The sequence below is a fragment of the Sphingobacterium puteale genome, assembly GCF_050986225.1.
In the GTDB taxonomy this organism is placed as follows: domain Bacteria; phylum Bacteroidota; class Bacteroidia; order Sphingobacteriales; family Sphingobacteriaceae; genus Sphingobacterium; species Sphingobacterium puteale.
The window spans coordinates 3031355-3050475 of record NZ_CP158959.1; the positions used below are offsets into that span (position 1 = coordinate 3031355).

Annotated in this window: 16 protein-coding genes and 1 tRNA gene; 8 read left to right on the top strand and 9 right to left on the bottom strand. The window is 40.8% G+C overall.

All coding sequences use genetic code 11. The features are described from left to right. Positions 1 to 19 precede the first annotated feature (19 nt). Together ABTV71_RS12715 and ABTV71_RS12720 are read right to left on the bottom strand one after the other, a co-directional pair. On the bottom strand, positions 20 to 382 hold the full coding sequence (locus ABTV71_RS12715) for a hypothetical protein (RefSeq protein ID WP_121124672.1): 363 nt from the start codon (positions 380 to 382) through the stop codon (positions 20 to 22). Between the two features lie 3 nt (positions 383 to 385). Continuing rightward, positions 386 to 1006: a hypothetical protein gene (locus ABTV71_RS12720; protein WP_121124673.1), complete on the bottom strand. Its 621-nt coding sequence runs from the start codon at positions 1004 to 1006 to the stop codon at positions 386 to 388. Between the two features lie 183 nt (positions 1007 to 1189). On the opposite strand from ABTV71_RS12720, the gene ABTV71_RS12725 reads away from it, so the two are divergent. Together ABTV71_RS12725 and ABTV71_RS12730 are read left to right on the top strand one after the other, a co-directional pair. Continuing rightward, a complete protein-coding gene (locus ABTV71_RS12725; RefSeq protein ID WP_433903410.1) occupies positions 1190 to 2080 on the top strand; it encodes an AraC family transcriptional regulator in 891 nt (296 codons plus the stop codon). Between the two features lie 76 nt (positions 2081 to 2156). Continuing rightward, positions 2157 to 3419: an amidohydrolase gene (locus tag ABTV71_RS12730; protein WP_433903411.1), complete on the top strand. Its 1263-nt coding sequence runs from the start codon at positions 2157 to 2159 to the stop codon at positions 3417 to 3419. A gap of 91 nt (positions 3420 to 3510) precedes the next feature. Here ABTV71_RS12730 and ABTV71_RS12735 read toward each other — a convergent pair whose 3' ends face one another. Then, positions 3511 to 4107 (bottom strand): hypothetical protein, encoded by a 597-nt coding sequence (locus ABTV71_RS12735; protein WP_433903412.1) that lies wholly within the window; start codon positions 4105 to 4107, stop codon positions 3511 to 3513. Between the two features lie 531 nt (positions 4108 to 4638). Between ABTV71_RS12735 and ABTV71_RS12740 the strand changes: the two genes are divergently transcribed. The 3 genes from ABTV71_RS12740 (at position 4639) to ABTV71_RS12750 (ending at position 7740) form a co-directional block, all read left to right on the top strand. Then, a tRNA-Asp gene (locus ABTV71_RS12740) sits at positions 4639 to 4701 on the top strand. Positions 4702 to 5104: 403 nt separating this feature from the next. Continuing rightward, positions 5105 to 6199, top strand: coding sequence for a slipin family protein (locus tag ABTV71_RS12745; protein ID WP_121124677.1), 1095 nt, complete (start codon positions 5105 to 5107; stop codon positions 6197 to 6199). Positions 6200 to 6318: 119 nt separating this feature from the next. Further along, positions 6319 to 7740, top strand: a complete 1422-nt coding sequence (locus ABTV71_RS12750; protein ID WP_433903413.1) for an RtcB family protein — start codon at positions 6319 to 6321, stop codon at positions 7738 to 7740. Between the two features lie 71 nt (positions 7741 to 7811). On the opposite strand, the gene ABTV71_RS12755 is transcribed toward ABTV71_RS12750, so the two are convergent. The 3 genes from ABTV71_RS12755 to ABTV71_RS12765 all read right to left on the bottom strand — a co-directional run bounded on the left by ABTV71_RS12755 (position 7812) and on the right by ABTV71_RS12765 (position 10488). Next, a complete protein-coding gene (locus ABTV71_RS12755) occupies positions 7812 to 9098 on the bottom strand; it encodes a chloride channel protein (RefSeq protein WP_121124876.1) in 1287 nt (428 codons plus the stop codon). A 164-nt stretch (positions 9099 to 9262) separates the two neighbouring features. Then, positions 9263 to 9721 (bottom strand): GyrI-like domain-containing protein, encoded by a 459-nt coding sequence (locus ABTV71_RS12760; protein ID WP_433903414.1) that lies wholly within the window; start codon positions 9719 to 9721, stop codon positions 9263 to 9265. Positions 9722 to 9930: 209 nt separating this feature from the next. After that, positions 9931 to 10488 (bottom strand): DUF4256 domain-containing protein, encoded by a 558-nt coding sequence (locus tag ABTV71_RS12765; RefSeq protein WP_121124680.1) that lies wholly within the window; start codon positions 10486 to 10488, stop codon positions 9931 to 9933. 132 nt (positions 10489 to 10620) lie between these two features. Between ABTV71_RS12765 and ABTV71_RS12770 the strand changes: the two genes are divergently transcribed. Further along, the gene (locus ABTV71_RS12770; protein ID WP_121124681.1) at positions 10621 to 11505 is read left to right on the top strand and encodes a DUF808 domain-containing protein; all 885 of its coding nucleotides are present in this window, start codon (positions 10621 to 10623) and stop codon (positions 11503 to 11505) included. A gap of 520 nt (positions 11506 to 12025) precedes the next feature. On the opposite strand, the gene ABTV71_RS12775 is transcribed toward ABTV71_RS12770, so the two are convergent. From ABTV71_RS12775 to acnA, 3 genes are all read right to left on the bottom strand, one after another. Next, the gene (locus tag ABTV71_RS12775; protein ID WP_433903416.1) at positions 12026 to 13411 is read right to left on the bottom strand and encodes a WG repeat-containing protein; all 1386 of its coding nucleotides are present in this window, start codon (positions 13409 to 13411) and stop codon (positions 12026 to 12028) included. A gap of 207 nt (positions 13412 to 13618) precedes the next feature. Then, positions 13619 to 14185, bottom strand: a complete 567-nt coding sequence (locus tag ABTV71_RS12780) for a pentapeptide repeat-containing protein (RefSeq protein WP_183078695.1) — start codon at positions 14183 to 14185, stop codon at positions 13619 to 13621. 305 nt (positions 14186 to 14490) lie between these two features. After that, complete coding sequence (acnA, locus tag ABTV71_RS12785) at positions 14491 to 17259, bottom strand: aconitate hydratase AcnA (protein ID WP_433903417.1); 2769 nt, start codon at positions 17257 to 17259, stop codon at positions 14491 to 14493. 246 nt (positions 17260 to 17505) lie between these two features. On the opposite strand from acnA, the gene ABTV71_RS12790 reads away from it, so the two are divergent. Both ABTV71_RS12790 and metA read left to right on the top strand, forming a co-directional pair. Continuing rightward, positions 17506 to 18042, top strand: coding sequence for a TlpA family protein disulfide reductase (locus ABTV71_RS12790; protein ID WP_433903418.1), 537 nt, complete (start codon positions 17506 to 17508; stop codon positions 18040 to 18042). Positions 18043 to 18157: 115 nt separating this feature from the next. Continuing rightward, positions 18158 to 19102: a homoserine O-acetyltransferase MetA gene (gene metA, locus ABTV71_RS12795; RefSeq protein WP_121124686.1), complete on the top strand. Its 945-nt coding sequence runs from the start codon at positions 18158 to 18160 to the stop codon at positions 19100 to 19102. Positions 19103 to 19121: the final 19 nt, after the last annotated feature.

Consider the following 19121-nt stretch of genomic DNA (forward strand, 5'->3'; position numbering starts at 1 on the left):
CCAGTTTAAGATCTGGTACCTATTGGATAGCCCACAATACATAGGATCCCGTTACATCAATTTTTTTCCCTCTTTTTGTGAACTTGAAGTCCATATAGTCTGTCTGACAGGAAGTAACGTCACTACAGCAGAACTGTCTGGAAATTTTAAAATGAACGCGAAAGGAGCCCTTTGAGGAGACGGGATCAAATGTGATGTTTGCGATGCTAAAATCGCTCAGGGCCGGAGCACCATCTTTATCTTCCAACTGATTAACGACATGATCGTCAATCTGACGTCGTTGCTCAGGACCTAATAGTTTCGAAAACTGGACGGGATCATCAATCAGTGAGTCAAAATTACCGTCTACTGTGATTGTCAATAGTATTGCGGTTTCTGCCATGTTTTAGTATATATTAAACTCCCTCCAATTGGGGATGTACAAGTTATAAATAGCTTCGGATTCTTTCTTGGTTTTTTTAGAAAATTTACAAAACGCTGCCAAAACGATCAGATTCAACTGTTCTTTATCAAGATCAATCAATCGGGAGGAAAAACAGATCTCGTTGCCTTCGATTTTATAATTCGAGTTCGATCGCTTGCTTAAACGTACAGCCCTAATCGCATAGTTATCCAGTTGCTCTTCCCAATAGCATACTATTTTGATTAATTCATTGTATAGAAGATCCATACTCCAAGCTTTGAGTAATTTTAATGTGTTTACATTCTTTCGTTGATAAACCAGAATGCTACTTGATTTAAGTTCAATGGCAGCAGGAGATACCGTCGAAAAAACTTTAACTAGGTAGGGAGTTTTGAAGAGATAATAGGGATTTTCAAGATAAGAATAGGATTGATCTCCTCCCTGATGTACTGGTGGATTGAGTTTAATATATTGCTTTAAAGAGGCAATATCGTAGTAGGGCGGGGCATAGATACGATAGGGAGAATATGTTCCCTGGATCTGAATATAATCTTTGTTCCAGCTGACGATTTCATAAAAATTATGATCAATTTCAATCTGCATATTAAAAACTTTTTTAAGGCTATTTGAAAACCCTGTTGGTTGCTTTTCATTCTAAACTGGATTTTTAGTTCTGCGCAACATTTGGATTTTCTATAAACTGAAATCAAAGTAACTATATTTTTGCATTAAACCCATGAATTGGGAGAAAATTCATGCAATGTCTAAAACAGATACCGCCATTTTATGTTTTCCAATATTTATGATTTATCTTTGAACCTGTTTATGCATCATCCTACTGACCATTTCCCAATATTAAATCTGCAGAAGTTCTACGATGGAATAATGTCCGACCGTGATCTACTTTTTCATGAATTAATCGGAAAGCGGGAGATTGAAGAACCTCACAAGCACGATTTTTTTATTTTACTGCTTTTTGAAAAAGGAACCGGTACGCATACTGTGGACTTTGAAACATTTCGTTTAGGAACGCATCAATTACATCTCGTATTTCCGGGGCAGGTACATCAATGGTCGATGACAGACTCTACGCAAGGGTTGCAATTGATGATCAGCAGGACCTGGTTTGAAAGCCTTTTACCAGCTTTGCGCTTTCCGGTATCCTATTATTTGCGGCATTTGGTGATTACTTTATCCGCATCGGGGTATCAGGCATTGGAACAGGAATTTCGGGCTGTTTCCACTGACTTGAAAGAAAAAGAAATTCTATGGGAACTTATCTACGCCAGGGTCAAAGTAATCGTATTGCTGATTAGTAAATTTGTTGCGGACAATTTTAACGATTATGACCAATATCAAGATAACCCGGTTATTGCGAAATTTGTGCAATTGATAGATTGTTGGTATAAAGCTGAACGATCTGTTGCATTTTATGCAGATAAATTAAATATTTCTGCCAATTATCTGAATGTTCTGAGCAACAGAATCTTTCATGTATCGGCTTCTGCTTTGATTCAAGATCGGATATTGCTGGAAGCCAAGAGGTTGTTGAAAATATCGAATAAGTCCGTTAAGGATATTGTTTTTGATCTGGGCTTTTATGATAATGCCAGTTTTAGTAAGTTTTTCAAGAGCCATACGAACATGACACCCAGCCAGTTTAGGGCTCAGCCATAATATTTACAAATGATGTGATAATATCTACAAAGCGGAAAGCCTTTAATAGCCTAGTTTTGAAAAAAATGATATTTTCATGAACGAATTAATTCAGCGAAGCGAGCAGTATACACTGGAAAATGTACGGTTGGAAACAGGGTTTCTTTACCGGGAAGGACAAATTATCGGAACTGATACCGCGCTTTTCTCCATAACGATAAAGGATGGAAAAATACAGGAAATTCGGCCGGCCCAAACTGGTGATGGAACAGGATCATTCAATGCCAATGGAAAACTTGTTTTACCCGCCTTTAGGGATATGCATATCCACCTGGATAAAACGTTATACGGGCTTCCTTGGAAAGCTGTGTTTCCTAAAAACAGAACGGTGAAGGATATGATTGCACGTGAGCAGGAAATTATCCCCGAGCTACTCAAAACATCAGTGGAAAGAGCGGAAAAACTAATTATGCTGTTACAAGGCTATGGAACTAATTTCGCAAGAACACACTTTAACGTTGACCCTACTTCGGGTACTAAATCACTGGAACATCTGCTCAGGGCGCTGGAACATGTGAAAGCGTCTTTTGGTGCGGAATTGGTTGCCTTCCCGCAACATGGATTATATTACACCGATTCAACCGGACTCATGCGTGAAATTGCCGCTTGGGACAAAGTTGATTTTATAGGCGGTTTAGATCCTTATAGTATAGACGGAAGTATCGAAAAACCGATGGACTTTACTGTTCAGTTAGCCTTGGACAACAAAAAAGGAATTGATATTCACTTGCATGAGGGGGGAGAGTCAGGTGCTAAAACCATTCATTATTTGATAGACAAAGTACTTGAGAATCCGGAGCTACAGGGACGTACATTTATCAGTCACGCTTTTGCGTTAGCCTATATGTCTCCAAAGGATCTGCAATACACCGCTGAACGTTTGGGCGCGGCGAAAGTCGGCATTGCCAGTTCGGTTCCTTTTCGGAATATGCTCATGCCATTACCGCAACTGCACGAGGCAGGAGTGGAGGTGCTTACAGGGAATGATAATGTACAGGATCATTGGGGCACTTTCGGTAGCGGAAATATGCTGCAAAAAGCGAATCTTGCGGCACAGTTGTATGGTTATGAAACGGAATTTGACCTATCCCGTTGTCTGCGTTATGCTACAAATGGGAAATTACCGTTGGATGATAAAGGCAATAGAACATGGCCAAATGTAGGTGATGATGCAAGTTTCCTACTGGTGGATGCAAGCTGCTCCGCTGAAGCTGTATCGAGAATCTCTGCTGTGGACGGACTGTTGCATAAGGGCAATATCGTAAAATGGCATAATTCGGCGCCTGTTCAATCTGCTTAAACATCTCATTTATGGTACTATATAGCCACTTTTTATCCTCAAAAATAGAAAGTGGCTTTTTAGATCAGCTCAACTGTTTTTTATAGTGCCATTATTGTGCAAAGGTTGTCTTGCAATAATCAATTTTATAGTTGTTCTTTTCGACAACCAGCTGTACCTCATTTTGTGTCTTTATATCATCACCGTAATCTATGAATATGCTGTATTTATTTGTGCTTAACTTTTTGATAAGGATGGCATTGATCGTTAAAGCATCATCATTACCTCGGCCAAATAACCACATTTCCTGTGTATTGAGGGGATAAACATTTTTCCATTTGGCTTTGTATCGCGCTTCCGCCTCGGGTAATTCGGCATCTGTCAGATTGGAAGGGCCATAAATTTTATTGGCATCCTGTAGGAATTCCATGAAACGCGCCGTACAGATGGTCTCTTCCTTGTCTAAATAATAGCAATACTTCCCGGGCTTCCTTTCTTCGCAGCGAAAAATAGTTTCCAGCCATTCTTTGGCCGGATCTGCAGCTACTTTTGATGCGGGCTGATCATTGTTTTTTGTACTGTCCGATAGCAAGATTTTTTTTTCGTTTCTACACATTTCCCTAGCGGGGGTATTTGTATTGTCTGAGCTCGCGCAGCCTACGGTGACAAGCAATACAGCCAATATAGTCGAGAATATTTTTACACTCATTTTAGGATGAATTCATGTTGTTTATGCAAACGTAAAATTAGTATTTATATCGGAAGTCGTTCTCATGGATTTCAGTGATATTTTTTGCTTTCCAATCGTTAATGTACGTCAACTATGCTTTGGCTTCTTCTTGTCTACGCATTCTAATTGCGCATTACAAATTAACCGCTCATATGTGAGATCTTGGTTTGTATTTTTTATTGCTTATTATCAGGGCTTTGTAATTTAATTTGTTATTTTTTTGATGTTTAATTATACTGCGCAGCTTACCTGCATATTCGCCATGCGATCTTTGTAATGTCAGCGATGATAAATGTTCTTTGATGAAAATAATAGCAAAATGCTTTTAAGATATGTGCCTCTCTTTAAAGGGAGCACGAAAATACTCTCAGGCTTTGATTTGCATCCCGGTGTCCTGTTTCTGTATAGCAGGATAGTGTTGTACCCGATGGGAATTCAATATACTGATAAGATGAAAAGCATGAGAGAAGATTGCCAGGGATGAAGGTTCGAATCCTTTCCCCGAAAAGGGGTAGCTCAAGGGTAGAGCATGGCATTGTCGTTGTAGGCCGCAGGTTCGACTCCTGCTCCTGAGCAATCAGGATAGTTCAGCTTGGTTAGAACAACAACTCAATCGTGTGGGTTCGAATCCCACTTCCATTTTCGGATGGAATAGCATAAGGGTATTGCACAGAATTTAGGTTCTGGATTTGAAAGTTAACCTTCTTTAAAAAGGTCAGTTAATTAAAGCTTGCTATAGTTTGTCCGGTTCTGGAGAGCGCTTTGTCTCTCTTTGGAGCAGTTGGTGAGGGGCCTGTGATCGGGAACATCTCATACAGAGCCGATATAGGAAGAACCAGATAGCAACTAGCGGTGCTAGCTTTCTTGAAGTTTCTAAGTGTAAAGATCTGTAGGGCTCTTTTTGATTCCGCCCTGCATCGATGGACAAATAATAGCGGTTTTTTTCATTAGATAATAGTATAAAACAACAGATAGTATGAAAAGAGTACAAATAAATGTCAATGAAATTGGATTGGTGGTTAAGAATAACCAAGTCATCCGTGTATTGGAAACCGGTAAATACTGGTTGGGTTTCGGCGAAAAACTGGAGCTATACAATAGGGCACATTCATTTCCGTCCAACCAAAATATTGATGTGCTCTTGCTGCTGGAGGGCTTTCGTGAGCTGGTAGATATTGTCGAAGTGGAGGATACCGCTATAGCGCTGGTCTTCTTAAACAATAATTTTGAGAAGACATTGGCGGCGGGCAGATATGTATTCTGGAAAGGTCTGCAGTCACGTAAATTCCAATTGGAGGATATTTCAGAAATCGAAATACCGGCTTCTATCAACCGTCAATTGTTTGAAAAGCAAACCTTAGCTTACTATATCCGTCAATATAAAGTGGAACCAAATGAGAAGGGTTTACTTTTTGTCGATGGCGTGTTCACCGAAATTTTGAATCCGGGAACATATTTTTGGTGGAAGAATGCGAAAACAATCGCCGTTTCAAAAGCGGATATGCGTGTATTGACCTTGGATGTGGTCGGACAAGAAATTCTATCACGGGACAAAGCACAGATACGGGTTAATTTCACTTTACAATACCAAATCATAGATATCAAGAAAGCGCTGTTGGACCATAAAGAATACGAGAAGCAGTTGTACGCAGTGATGCAGTTAAATCTGCGTACCTATATCGGGCAAATGACTTTGGACGAACTGATGGAGAAGAAGACCGAGATCAGCAGCTATATTTTAGAAAATACCACTGCTTATATCGCCGGATTGGGGCTACGCTTATTAACTTGCGGGGTCAAAGACATTATTCTTCCCGGAGATGTCCGTGATATTATGAACCAGGTGCTGATTGCAGAAAAACGGGCACAGGCAAATATTATTACGCGGCGTGAAGAAACCGCTTCCACAAGAAGTTTGCTCAACACGGCGAAACTTATGGAGGAAAACAACATGTTGTTTAAATTGAAAGAAATGGAATATGTAGAAAAAATTGCGGAAAAGATCAATAGCATATCTGTTTCAGGAAATGGACAGATTGTCGATCAGTTAAAGCAATTGTTTGTCAAATAACGAGCATAGAAAGTAAATAAAATTGGAAAAAAGAGGTGCAGGTGGCAATTGTAAAGAGGTTATTGCCACCTGTTTGGAATTGGATTGATTCCCCCAAAAAAAATAACAAATGATAGAAAATGGAAAATAAAAGAATCAATGGCAATGACCTGATCGCATTGGGATATAAGGAGAATCATACATTAGGTGCTGCGTTGAAAATCAACAGCAAGCGACATGGTTTGACGAGAACGGAGATGTTGGGCAAATTTAAAGCTGTTCTGGAAGATCCGTCAGCATATTTGGCGGATGCAGTGTTCGGTGTACTGGCGGATGCCATATTAGGGCAGGATGCCGTTGATGCCTCCCTGATTACCTTGAACGAAAATCCTGTGGGATATAGCATCTATGGAGAGTCTGAAATCGAAGCGGGAGCCAAAGAGCAGATGAAAGTGGCAATGAAACTTCCTGTTACTGTTGCCGGTGCATTAATGCCGGATGCCCATCAAGGTTATGGGCTGCCGATCGGTGGGGTACTGGCCACGAATAATGCGGTAATTCCGTATGGTGTGGGGGTTGATATTGGTTGCCGAATGGCTTTGTCCATATTTGATATGCCAGCATCTCTTTTGGACACAGAAACGGACACATTAAAGGAAACTATCCTGAAACATACGCGATTTGGTGCCGGTAATGGGTATCTGAAACACGAACGCGTGGATCACGCGGTTTTGGAAAACAAATTGTTTTCGGAGAATAATCTGCTTGCATCATTAAAAGATAAAGCATGGACGCAGTTAGGTTCTTCCGGTGGCGGCAACCACTTTGTAGAATTTGGGATGGTGGAATTCAATGAAAAGGATGAAGTACTGGATATTGATAAAGGAGTTTACCTAGGCTTACTTACACATTCCGGATCCCGAGGATTGGGAGCCACTGTTGCTGCTCATTATACCAAATTGGCCAAGTCTTTGTGCAAGCTGCCTTATCAAGCTCAGAATCTGGCTTATCTGGACTTAAATACAATGGAGGGACAGGAATATTGGATGGCAATGAATCTGGCCGGTGATTATGCATCTGCCTGTCACGAGGTTATCCATGAAAAAATAAGAGCTGCTTTGGGTGCTGAGCTGCTAGCGAAAATTGAAAACCATCATAATTTTGCATGGAAAGAACGTTGGAATGAACAAGAGGTTGTGGTACACCGAAAAGGCGCTACTCCTGCGGCAAAAGGTGTCATGGGGATTATTCCGGGTTCCATGGCGACTCCGGGATTTTTGGTTCGCGGAAAGGGTGATATGGCGGCGATCCAATCGGCTTCCCATGGGGCGGGGCGGTTGATGAGCCGTACGCAGGCGATCAAAACGCTTTCGTCCGTTGAACTGAAAAATATGCTCTCTGATCAAGGGATTACTTTGTTGGGGGCAGGAATGGATGAAGCGCCTATGGCATATAAAGATATTCATACAGTCATGGCATCCCAAAAGGAATTAGTCGATATTGTGGCTAAGTTCTCTCCCAAGATTGTTCGTATGGCAGACGATGGTAGTCGTGAAGACTAGCATGGATTACTTTGCAAAAAAGCAGTTTCATTGACGAATGGAACTGCTTTTTAATAAAAATAAATAAGCCATTAACTGTGGGCGACTTCTTTGTAGGTGTACACGTTATACGGATAGATCTTTTTGGCGAGCAGTTTAGCGACGAGGCTGGACAGCAGCAGTGGTGCAAATAGTATATAGCCTGAAGGAACAATACTCGCAACAATAAAAATTGCTGTAAAAGGAGCATGAATAGCTGCAGAAAGCATGGATGCTGCGCCGAATAATGCGAAATTAATGACAATGAGCTGGGTGCCGAGATAATGATTGCAGGATTGCGCAAAAAATATGCCCAGGAGCGCACCCGTTACGATACTTGGAGCAAAAACGCCACCGTCACCGCCTGCACCCAAAGTAAGCGCCGCCGCCAACGGTTTTAACAGCACTAACAAAAGCAGTGGGAGAAAGTATAACCAATTGACTGATCCATGCAAACTACTTTCAAGGATTTTCCCAAGACCGTGATAACTGTCACCGTATAATAACGGCAGAACGAAAATCAGCAGACCCACAGTGATCGCTCCCAGATTGACCCGAATAAAATTATTTTTTATTCCAGCAAAGAACGATTTTGCATAGATCACAATTTTAGTGAAATATAGTGCCAATAAACCGCCTATTAATGCGAGAATGACAATATAAGGAACTGCCTGCCATTGCCATTGCTTTGGCGTAAAGTTAAACAGGGGAGCTGCATCCAAATAGTAAACAAATAAAGCAGCAACAAGCATCGAACTAATGCCGCTTATCATTAGTGTTTTGTTGTATTTTCTGGAAATAACTTCAAAGGCAAATAAAAGGCCGCCCAATGCACTGCCAAACAATAATGTCACTCCGGCAATAACACCGGCGCAGATCAGCTCGGTCTTATAAGCCCAAGCGGGATGGAGGCGTTTATAGGCTTGATTCCCCACAGTTGCTGTTGCTACTACCGTAGAAACTTCAATTCCTGTTGACCCGCCGAAAATAACGGTCAGAAAGCCATTGACATAATGGGACGGTATTTTAAAAAAAGGAAGATGATCTTTTCGTGTTTCGAGTGTCGTGTAGATCTCCTTGATCCCTTTATTCTTTCTATTTTGAAAAGCATATTTCCGGAGGAAGTATATTGTCGTGATGCCTATGCTGGGCAAGATGATAAAGAGTCGGGGATCTAGGTTTCCAATGCCCTCAGCTATTCTTTCCAGAAAATATCCGGTGATATGTTTGAGACTATAAGCCAACAAGCAGCAGATCAAGCTCACAAAAACTGAACTTCCGATTAATTTAAGGTAGCTATATCGAACAATTTTCTTACGATGCGTCGTGGTGCCCTGCATATTATTTTGCTTTAAATCGGCACAAAGGTAAAAGATATTTTGACGAAAATAAAAGCAAGGTGGCTCCGACATACCTATTGTTACATTTGCTGACGGAGCCATGCATGTTGTCAGGCTTTAACAAATTTAGCTGTTATTGCCCCAGATATTATTAAGTTTTTTGCTTATTGAAGCGCGATGAAAATATCAACCTTAGCTTGTTCGGGATTTTGTGCATTTTCTCCATAAACTTCAAAATCTGCTGAAAATGCGCGCTTGAGATCGGCTTCCCAGATGTTCATCCACGCGTCGTAAACAATGCCCGCTTCCAGATTTCCTTCAACTTCGACATGGTGGTAGACATTTTCCTCAATGCGTATGCCATCCATGTCTTCCGGGACATCATCAAGATGGGCAACCTTACAGCCCAACAAAGTGGTGTAGGGTAGTGTGTGATCCTTTTCATATTCCGTATAAACACAATAGAGCGCATTGGAGATTTTGTTAGGAATCCGGTTCATGATATCATTTTCAAAAAATCGAGCCCAGAGAGCAGGAATATCTTTGGCTGCCTGACTATCTTGATTGCTTGTGCGTATCGCAATTCCAATAATATTAAAAGAAGGAATAGATCTGTTTTTCATGCGTTTTTATATTTTCTCCAAAAATAGATCCGTCAACTGACAACCCTCTGTCATTAGGAATTATTGAAATAAAAAATTATTTTTCCCTGAGCTGAGATTGCAGATGATCGCCTTCATGTCTGGTATAGCATAAAAGACTAAGCCATACGATTATTGATTTTTTCATTTTTGACTTAAATTATGTCAAACAGTTTGTTTATTAGTGTTATTTAAAGATGTAGTATAGCTCTAAATCCACGCGCGGCATAATAGGAGTTCGCGCCATTGTGGTAGGTGAAAACATGATTATAGCGCCGGTCACAAAATAAAGCACCTCCGAGTTGGCGAATGTTGGCAGGTGTCTGTATCCAGCTTGATGTTTTCAGATCAAATTCTCCCAAACTTTGCAGTTGTCGATATTGTTCTTCCGTAAGTAGTTCGACACCCATTTGTTTGGCCGTTTCTATTGCGCTGTCCGCAGGTTTATTTTCTTTTCGGGAATCCAACGCGGCTTGATCAAAGCAAAGACTCCTTCTTCCTTTTGGGCTCTCTGTAGCACAGTCGACAAAGAGATAAGAGTTGCTGACTGGATCTAGGCCAATAACATCAGGTTCACCACCGCTCAGTTCCATTTGCTGTAAACTCCGGGCCTTGGCTGGATTTGCTTCGATTTTTTGCTGTATGGGTTCCCAAACCAGTTTCTGATGCCTTTTCATATTATTCTCAAATCTGGTCTTAAGTATGTTTAATAATGCGGTTTGTTCCGTCGCTGAAAGTGATTTTTTCATATTTGGTATAATTTGTATCTAAAATACACAATTAAATAGATCTGTTTATAGGCGATTATGGCAATCCCGTTAAATTACTTATTTACGAATTGAATTAAATTTATATTTTTACGTTCAAATTTTAAATAAAATATGGCTTCAGGAATATTTGCAATCTTAGATGATATTGCAGCTTTAATGGATGATGTTGCGGTTGCTAGCAAGATAGCGACAAAAAAAACAGCAGGAATCTTGGGTGATGATTTGGCCGTGAATGCGGAAAAAGCGACAGGTTTTTTAGCATCCAGGGAATTGCCTGTCCTATGGGCGATTACCAAAGGGTCACTCATCAATAAACTGATTATCGTCCCTATAGCTTTGTTGTTGAACGTTTTTTTTCCGATCGCTATTAAATACATTTTGATTTTAGGCGGATTTTATCTGGCTTTCGAAGGGGTTGAAAAGATTATTGAATATTTATTTCATCGGAAACAGCATGAAGGTGAAACAAAGACCGAAGAGGTTATCGCAGAGAATGATATGGAAGCCGAAAAGTCGAAGATCAAGGCGGCAATCACAACAGATTTTATCCTTTCTGTGGAGATCGTTATCATCGCCTTGGGAACAGTATTGGATAAAGGTCTGACTTTGCAGATTATTACTGTTTGTGTAGTTGCTCTTCTTGCTACGGTAGGTGTGTATGGTATCGTCGCATTAATTGTTCGGATGGATGATGCTGGATATAAGTTGATCAAAAGCGCGAACGAAAAAGGGCCGTTAGCCAGCTTAGGTAGACTACTGGTGTTAGCACTTCCTTTTATCATCAAATTGCTAGCTGTGGTCGGTACCATTGCTTTAATCCTGGTCTCAGGCGGTATTTTTAACCATTATATTGATTTCCTACATCACGCTTTGCCGGATTTCCCGGGTATAGTCAAGGAACTTTTGTTTGGACTTGGGGGCGGCATCATTGCAGTGCTACTTTTCACAATAGGCAAGAAAATTCTTGGTAAAAAGAAAACCGTAAGCACGACATAATTACTGAAAAATAGCTTCTAAAAATAAGAAAGGGACTGTATCAAAAGTTAATTTTACAATATCGATACCATCTAAAATTTCGACAATTTGTTAGATTCAGCGAAAAAGGGTCAAACCTCATCAGAGATTTGACCCTTTTTTATGATTTCTGTAATTAAAGGTATCCTCCCAAATTTAATTCTGATTTGCAAATGGGAATTTCGTTTATGATACGGCCCCTTTCTTTGGATAAACCGATAGATGGCTCAACATGGTATTGCTCGGCAACTCTACGTGCTACAGATAGGACTCGGTCGGGACATGGTCGCCTCTGCTTCACTATGAGAGCGACATGAGTCTGACATGAGTCCGTGTTGAGTCCGAGTTAAACACGGACTCATGGTCTAATCAACAGCGGTGAATCCTGCTCTTACCACCTATATGGGCCGAAGCAGGGGTATAGCAGATACGGATCCAACTCGTACACGTACTAAACATGCATAAGACACGGACTCTTATTTTTAGAAAAATTATATATGAATTAGCTCTCTTCCGTGGCAGCCTCAGCAGCAGCGTCCAATTCAACTTCTTCACCTTTTGTATTGATTAAGATCACGTCATCTGACCCTTCTTTTGTGACCGATGCCAACCCATCGCTGAAGGAAGTTGCGCCGCTGTAGATAAAAGGAATGGCGATTTTCCCCTGACCGTTTAAATAACCGTATTTACCATCTTTGCTGGAAAGGAAAAGATTCGGTTCTTCGGTTATTGAAATAAAATCATAGGCTGGCGTTAAGATCTTATTTGTTTTTATGTCAACCAAGCTGTATTTGTCATTTTCGACAGAAATAAAATGTGTGCCATTGTTCTCCGAGATGAAGCTATAGCTTGCCGGTACAACGATTTTTCCGGCCTGATTTAGGATTCCGTATTTTTCATTTTGCTGAAAAACAGCGTAACCACCATTGATAAATGAAATCATATCATAATTGGCCGGGATAAGAACTTTACCTGCCTTGTCTAGTATACCATATTTTTCATTTGTTCCAAAAAGAAATTGCTCCGAATTATCGTCATAGCTTAAATAATCGTATTGAAAAGGGATCACGGTTTTCCCCGTAAGATTGATTGCACCATATTTCTCATTTTTAAACTGGACAACACTTACCTCACCGACAAATGGTGTGATGTAATGATACTGTGCTGGCACGACGATTTGTTGCGCATCATCCTGTAACCCCATAAGACCGGAAGTACTATCCTCAAATAAGTAAAGGTTTTCGGCCATTTGATTGTTTTCTTCACCCTCCTGTTCTTCGCCGTAGATGGAATCTACCTGATCATAACCTTCAGGAACGATAAAATCGTTGTCATTCAGTTGGCTGTTCGCTACACTTTGTGCCACAATGTCTACACCCAGTGGTGTGGTTACCTGTAAAACGCCACCGGGAATCTTTTTGAAAATATCAAAACTCTCCCAATAGATCACAGGAAGTTTCTCACTATACCAGATGGATAAGGTGCTATTGCCCTCGATATCTTCTATATTCGGAAGTTCGATCTGTGCTAACTTGCAAGGGTAACCAGCGATATTTTTAGTTTGGCCCGGAACTAATTTGATCGAGAAGGAAGTTGCGTCATCTTCGTGTACGATGTATTTCGATAAGGACGGATAGAGTATGGTCGATTTATCTTCATTCTTTTTAGCCAGAAAAATAGATTCCTGTCCATCCGCTGAGGAGACCACTTTTATCTTGTCATTACTGACATAAGCCTCATACAAGGAGACCGGAGCTTCCTGCTCGGTACCGCTGTTAGCGTTTGTAACCACAATGGCATAATCTATTTTAAACGCTTTATTGATCTGTGCGAGAGATACTGTGCTGGCAGCCATCAAAGCTGCGAATGATAAGAATGTTTTTTTCATCAGAATAATTTGCTTTTAGCGGTGAGGAAACGGTCATGAGCTTGTATGGTAAGATATTTTTGCCATTGTAAGCGCATGATAGGTTCATCTACCTAAAATTGATAGGCAAATATGATGATTTAGGATAAATGCTTTTATCCCTGAAATCCGTTATTTAGCCGATTGTTGATTAACAATCTTCGCCGTGTGCAATGTCAAAAATTCCCCTCAGTCAATCAATAATTGATATTTTGCCAATAAACCCGGTAGTTGCTCCGGTTCGAATTTACTCTTTTTCATCCGATTGGTTTCGGGATCCATTTGGATATGGACCGAAGTCCTAAAGTCACAGCCTTCCAGATTGCATTGGTGAAATCTGGCGTTCAGGAAGTTACAATCTTTGAAGATGGCCTGTTGGAGGTTGGCTTTTTCAAAATCAACATGTTGCAATGAGCACTGTTCAAATTTGAATTTCTTCATATTACGTTCAAAAAAAGAAGCGTAATCCAGTATGGTATTCTTCATTTGGATATGAAAAGAGAAGGAACTACATTCGTTGAACTGAATACCTAACATCTTGCAGTCCTGAAAAATGACATGATCCAATTGAGTTCCTTTTAATTTTATATTGGATAAATTACAGGATTTAAATTCACAATTTGTAAATATCAGATCAACCATTGCGGCGTTTTGGAAATCGCAATACTCAAATGTGCATTTATAAAATTCTGTAATTTGCTGTAATTCTTTGTTGAAGTTTACATTCGAAATAGTCTGCTCTACCAGTTCTTCCATGATTTGTCTGTACGTAAATATTGCGATTGACCGCAGACGAAAATACATTTTTTATCATTGATAATGGAAGTATAATCGATTTAATCCCTTACATTGTCCCGAGGCCAAAAAATGGCTGACTTCAGGGAGAAAAATCTCTTGTTATCGGATGTAACTTTGGCAAGTCGCCAAACTTCCTTGTGTGTTGGCGGGAAATAGTTGTCTAAAAAGAACTCTGGTAGGTTTTTATATAGGTTGTGAAAGGGGCGCGATATATCGTGCCCCGTTGTATTTGCAAATTTGGTGTTGATCAATAAGGCAGTAAATTAATTGTTTTTTAAATATTGCCTTAATACATACTGTAAAATACCGTCATTTTTAAAGTATTCGATTTCGATAGCCGAATCCAGTCTTGCTCTGACCTGAAACGTGATTGTTTTCCCATTTTCGTGAACAGCTTTTACATCTAAAAGTTTATGCGGTATTAACTCATTCGCCAGGCCAGTGATGGTATAGGTTTCAGTACCGTCAAGTCCCAGCTTTTCCGCATTCTCTCCATTGATAAAAACAAGCGGTGCTACCCCCATACCCACCAGATTGCTTCGATGTATACGTTCAAAGCTTTCGGCAATTACCGCCCGTACACCAAGGAGAAATGTGCCTTTGGCTGCCCAATCCCGGGAAGATCCTGAACCGTATTCTTTTCCGGCCAAAACGATCAGCGGCGTATTGGTTTTTCGATATTCCATTGCAGTATCATAGACTGTTTTTACTTCATTTGTTGGGAAATACCGGCTGAAACCACCTTCCTGATCGGTAATTTTGTTTTTAATGCGCACGTTGGCAAAGGTTCCACGCATCATCACTTCATGATTACCACGTCTAGAACCATAAGAGTTGAAATCTTCTCTATTCACCTGATGGGCTTTTAGGTATTTTCCGGCTGCGGTATCTTCCTTAAAAGAACCTGCCGGCGATATATGGTCGGTTGTAACAGAGTCTCCTAAATAAAGCAATACTCGGGCATTTTTGATGTCCTCGATGGGCTGTGGAACTGCCTGTAAGTTTTCAAAAAAAGGGGATTCTTTGATATAGGTTGAGTTATGGTCCCATTGATAATTCTGGTCAAGGTTGACTTCCAGGTCTTGCCAGTCCGTAGATCCGTCGAAAATAACGTCATATACTTCCTGAAAATCAGATTGTTTAACGCATTCGTTAACTGTTTTGGTAATTTCTTCGCGGCTTGGCCAGATATCTTTTAAATAAACCGGTTGGCCATTTGGATCATAGTCCAATGGTTCTTCCATTAGATTGATATCCACTCGACCTACAAGGGCATAGGCAACAACCAACATTGGAGACATCAAAAAGTTCATTTTTACCTGAGGATGTACGCGTGCTTCAAAGTTTCTATTTCCTGACAGTACCGATGCAACAATCAATTCTCCTTTCTCTACTGCTTCAGCAATTTGGGGTGGGAGTGGTCCAGAGTTTCCAATACAGGAAGTGCAACCATAACCTACAGTGTGAAATCTTAGCGCATCAAGATCTGCATTCAGGCCTGATCTTTCCAGGTATTGGGTTACTACTTTTGAACCCGGGGCCAGTGAGGTCTTCACCCAGGATTTTGTGCGCAAACCGCGTTCGATCGCATTTCTGGCCAATAGACCCGCACCGATCATCACAGTCGGATTAGAGGTATTGGTACAACTGGTTATCGCGGCAATAGCAATACTGCCATCGCTGACGATATACTCCTTGTGATTGTGTTTGATGCGTACGGCATGTATGGACTCTGAAATAACTTCATGGGGAGAAGCATGTTCAACCGGAACTTTCCCAAAAGTAAATTCGGTCCCCGACCCACCATCTGCCAGCCAGGCTGATTCCGAACGCTGTGGCATAGGAATATATTGCCTATGGTGTTCGCTATCTAAAAGTTGTGAAAACTTATGGTTTAAATCCTTGACCAAAATCTTATCCTGTGGGCGCTTGGGGCCTGAGACTGTCGGTTCTAGTGTGTTGAGGTCAAATTCCACTACCGAAGAGTAGGAGATCTGTTCCTTTCCCGTGCGCCAGAGCAAATTGCGCTTACAGTATTCTTCGACAATTTTAATTTCCTGTTCAGTTCGATTGGTACTGTGCATATATTCCAGCGTACGGTCATCGATTGGAAAATAGGTGACTGTACAGCCAAATTCGGGCGACATATTGGATATGGTGGCGCGGTCTGTCACTGATAGAGTATCCAATCCTTCTCCGAAGACTTCAACAAATTTTCCGACAACTCCCTTATCGCGTAAGATTTTTGTAATCGAAAGAACCATATCAGTTGCGGTACAGATATCCGGAATTTTGCCTGTAAGTTTGAGTCCGATTACCTCCGGACAGGTGAAGAAGATGGGTTGTCCCAGCATAGCGGCTTCAGCTTCAATGCCACCCACACCCCAGCCCAAAACACCTATACCATTCACCATTGGTGTATGTGAATCGGTGCCCACCAAGGTGTCCGGAAAAAGCCAATTATCTCGGGCTATTACACCCTTGGCAAGGTATTCTAAGTTTACCTGATGACAGATGCCCATTCCCGGCGGCACGACAGTGAAATTTTTTAAACCTTTTTGCGCCCATTTTAAAAGCTCATAACGCTCTTGGTTGCGCTCATATTCCAATTCGACATTTTTGTCGTAGGAGTATTCTGTTCCAAAATAATCCACCTGCACTGAATGGTCAATCACCAGATCAACCGGAATTGCCGGATTGATCTTCTGTCCATCCTTGCCATGTCGAATAAATTCAGCCCTTAAGGAAGCCATGTCCACAACAGCAGGAACGCCCGTAAAATCCTGCATCAGAATACGTGCCGGCTTAAATGGAATATCTTTATCAACGGGTTGTGGAGACCAGCCGATCAATGTGCTGACATGTTCATCCGTTATACTAAATCCATCATGATTACGTAATACATTTTCCAGAAGAATTCGGATACTGAATGGGAGGTGCTCAATATTACCTTCTGGTAGATCCCTTAGGGAGCTATACTGATACACTCTTCCATCGATTTCGATTTCCTGAATTGATTTTTCCTTGCTCATATTGATTTACTTATTATATACTATATAATAACCATATCCGTAAATTTGTTTGTAATAACTTTTAGACATATCATTTCTTTCAGTTGTTGACTGCACAAAAGCAGCCGTTCGGATCAGGAATAACTCGGATCAGCCGGATCTGTCGTTGCGTTGGAGAACGTTGATATTAGTTTGTTTTGTACGAAAGGTACAATCATTTGCCAGATCAGACGTTTAAGTTAATGTCCTTTTATTGGAGAAAACAAGATGGAAATAAAAAATACATTCAGATTGATTGCCGCTAGCTTATTGCTTTCTATACCATTTGCCCACACAGCGTTCAGTTATGCAGATACCGGAGAACAAAAGGAAAAAGCAGTCCTGTTAAACAAGAATGGGGAGGTTAGCTTTAAAGACAGCAAAGGAAATGTTGTTTCGTTAAATCAGCTCAAAGGCAAGGTTGTCCTGATCAATCTTTGGGCGACATGGTGCCCACCCTGTCTGTCGGAAATGCCTTCTCTGGACAAACTGTATAAGGATTTTCAGGGGAATAGCAAAATCGTTTTTTTGTCCGTTGACGTTGACGGTAATCTGAAATCTTCAGCAAAGTTTCTAAAAAAGCGGAAGTATAATCTTCCGGTCTATCAACTGAATTCGGCATTGCCAAAAGAATGGAGTACGACAAGTATACCGACCACCATTATCCTGGATAAAGCGGGCAAATTGGTCAACAAGCATGTTGGCGGGATGAACTTCGGATCAATGAAGTTTAGAAAGGCCTTAAAACAATTAAGTGAAGAATAAGTTGGAAGGTAATGGAATCTGCTCATTCGGTGCAAACTTAAATTTGCGGATTCATTTATTATTCTGCCATTTTCTTGCTAATTTTGCATGCTAATTGTATAAGGAGAATTTATATATGCCAGTCAAACTTCCTAATAACCTTCCTGCGATAGAACTTTTAAAAAAGGAGAATATCTTTGTCATGAGTGACCTGAGAGCAAATGAGCAGGATATTAGACCATTACGTGTATTGGTCCTTAATCTGATGCCGCTTAAGATCACAACGGAGACCGATTTTATTCGTTTACTTTCCAATAATCCTTTGCAAGTGGAGATGGAGTTTCTTCGACTGGAAACGCATGTGTCCAAAAATACACCTGAGGAACACCTGGAGATGTTTTATAAAAGCCTGAGTGAAGTGAAAGAGAACTTTTACGACGGTATGATCATCACGGGAGCACCTGTGGAAATGGTTCGATTCGAAGAGGTGACTTATTGGAATGAGATCCAGACAATCTTTGACTGGGCGAGAACGCATGTAACGTCGAGCTTATACATCTGTTGGGCCTCACAGGCGGCGTTATACCATTTCTATGAGGTTGAGAAAAAACCTTTGGGAGAAAAACTTTTTGGCGTATTCAAACATACAGCACTAGACAAAAGACATCCATTATTTCGTGGATTTGATGATGAGTTTTTTATTCCGCATAGTCGCCATACCACTATTGAGAAGGAAGATTTGCTTACTAAAAGCGGCGTAGAAATTCTTTCCGAATCTCCCGAGGCGGGCATTGCAATCGCATCTTCTCGTGGCGGACGTGAGTTTTATCTGACCGGTCATTCCGAGTACGCACCGTTTACATTGGATGAAGAATATAAAAGAGATTTAGAAAAAGGCCAGACCATACGTATGCCAGCGAACTATTATCGTGATGACAATCCGGACAATCAACCTTTGGTACGATGGACGAGTCATGCGAATCTATTATTCAATAATTGGCTTAACTATTTCGTTTACCAGGAGACACCTTTTGATTTAAAAGATGTCGTTCACCTGGGCGAGATCAGACAGAAGGACTGAACACAAATTTTATCCTAAG

Excerpts from the sequence above, each read along its gene's own strand:
- ABTV71_RS12715 (WP_121124672.1), bottom strand. The coding sequence starts at position 382 with ATGGCAGAAACCGCAATACTATTGACAATCACAGTAGACGGTAATTTT.
- ABTV71_RS12720 (WP_121124673.1), bottom strand. The coding sequence starts at position 1,006 with ATGCAGATTGAAATTGATCATAATTTTTATGAAATCGTCAGCTGGAAC.
- ABTV71_RS12725 (WP_433903410.1), top strand. The coding sequence starts at position 1,190 with ATGTTTTCCAATATTTATGATTTATCTTTGAACCTGTTTATGCATCAT.
- ABTV71_RS12730 (WP_433903411.1), top strand. The coding sequence starts at position 2,157 with ATGAACGAATTAATTCAGCGAAGCGAGCAGTATACACTGGAAAATGTA.
- ABTV71_RS12735 (WP_433903412.1), bottom strand. The coding sequence starts at position 4,107 with ATGAGTGTAAAAATATTCTCGACTATATTGGCTGTATTGCTTGTCACC.
- ABTV71_RS12745 (WP_121124677.1), top strand. The coding sequence starts at position 5,105 with ATGAAAAGAGTACAAATAAATGTCAATGAAATTGGATTGGTGGTTAAG.
- ABTV71_RS12750 (WP_433903413.1), top strand. The coding sequence starts at position 6,319 with ATGGAAAATAAAAGAATCAATGGCAATGACCTGATCGCATTGGGATAT.
- ABTV71_RS12755 (WP_121124876.1), bottom strand. The coding sequence starts at position 9,098 with ATGCAGGGCACCACGACGCATCGTAAGAAAATTGTTCGATATAGCTAC.
- ABTV71_RS12760 (WP_433903414.1), bottom strand. The coding sequence starts at position 9,721 with ATGAAAAACAGATCTATTCCTTCTTTTAATATTATTGGAATTGCGATA.
- ABTV71_RS12765 (WP_121124680.1), bottom strand. The coding sequence starts at position 10,488 with ATGAAAAAATCACTTTCAGCGACGGAACAAACCGCATTATTAAACATA.
- ABTV71_RS12770 (WP_121124681.1), top strand. The coding sequence starts at position 10,621 with ATGGCTTCAGGAATATTTGCAATCTTAGATGATATTGCAGCTTTAATG.
- ABTV71_RS12775 (WP_433903416.1), bottom strand. The coding sequence starts at position 13,411 with ATGAAAAAAACATTCTTATCATTCGCAGCTTTGATGGCTGCCAGCACA.
- ABTV71_RS12780 (WP_183078695.1), bottom strand. The coding sequence starts at position 14,185 with ATGGAAGAACTGGTAGAGCAGACTATTTCGAATGTAAACTTCAACAAA.
- acnA (WP_433903417.1), bottom strand. The coding sequence starts at position 17,259 with ATGAGCAAGGAAAAATCAATTCAGGAAATCGAAATCGATGGAAGAGTG.
- ABTV71_RS12790 (WP_433903418.1), top strand. The coding sequence starts at position 17,506 with ATGGAAATAAAAAATACATTCAGATTGATTGCCGCTAGCTTATTGCTT.
- metA (WP_121124686.1), top strand. The coding sequence starts at position 18,158 with ATGCCAGTCAAACTTCCTAATAACCTTCCTGCGATAGAACTTTTAAAA.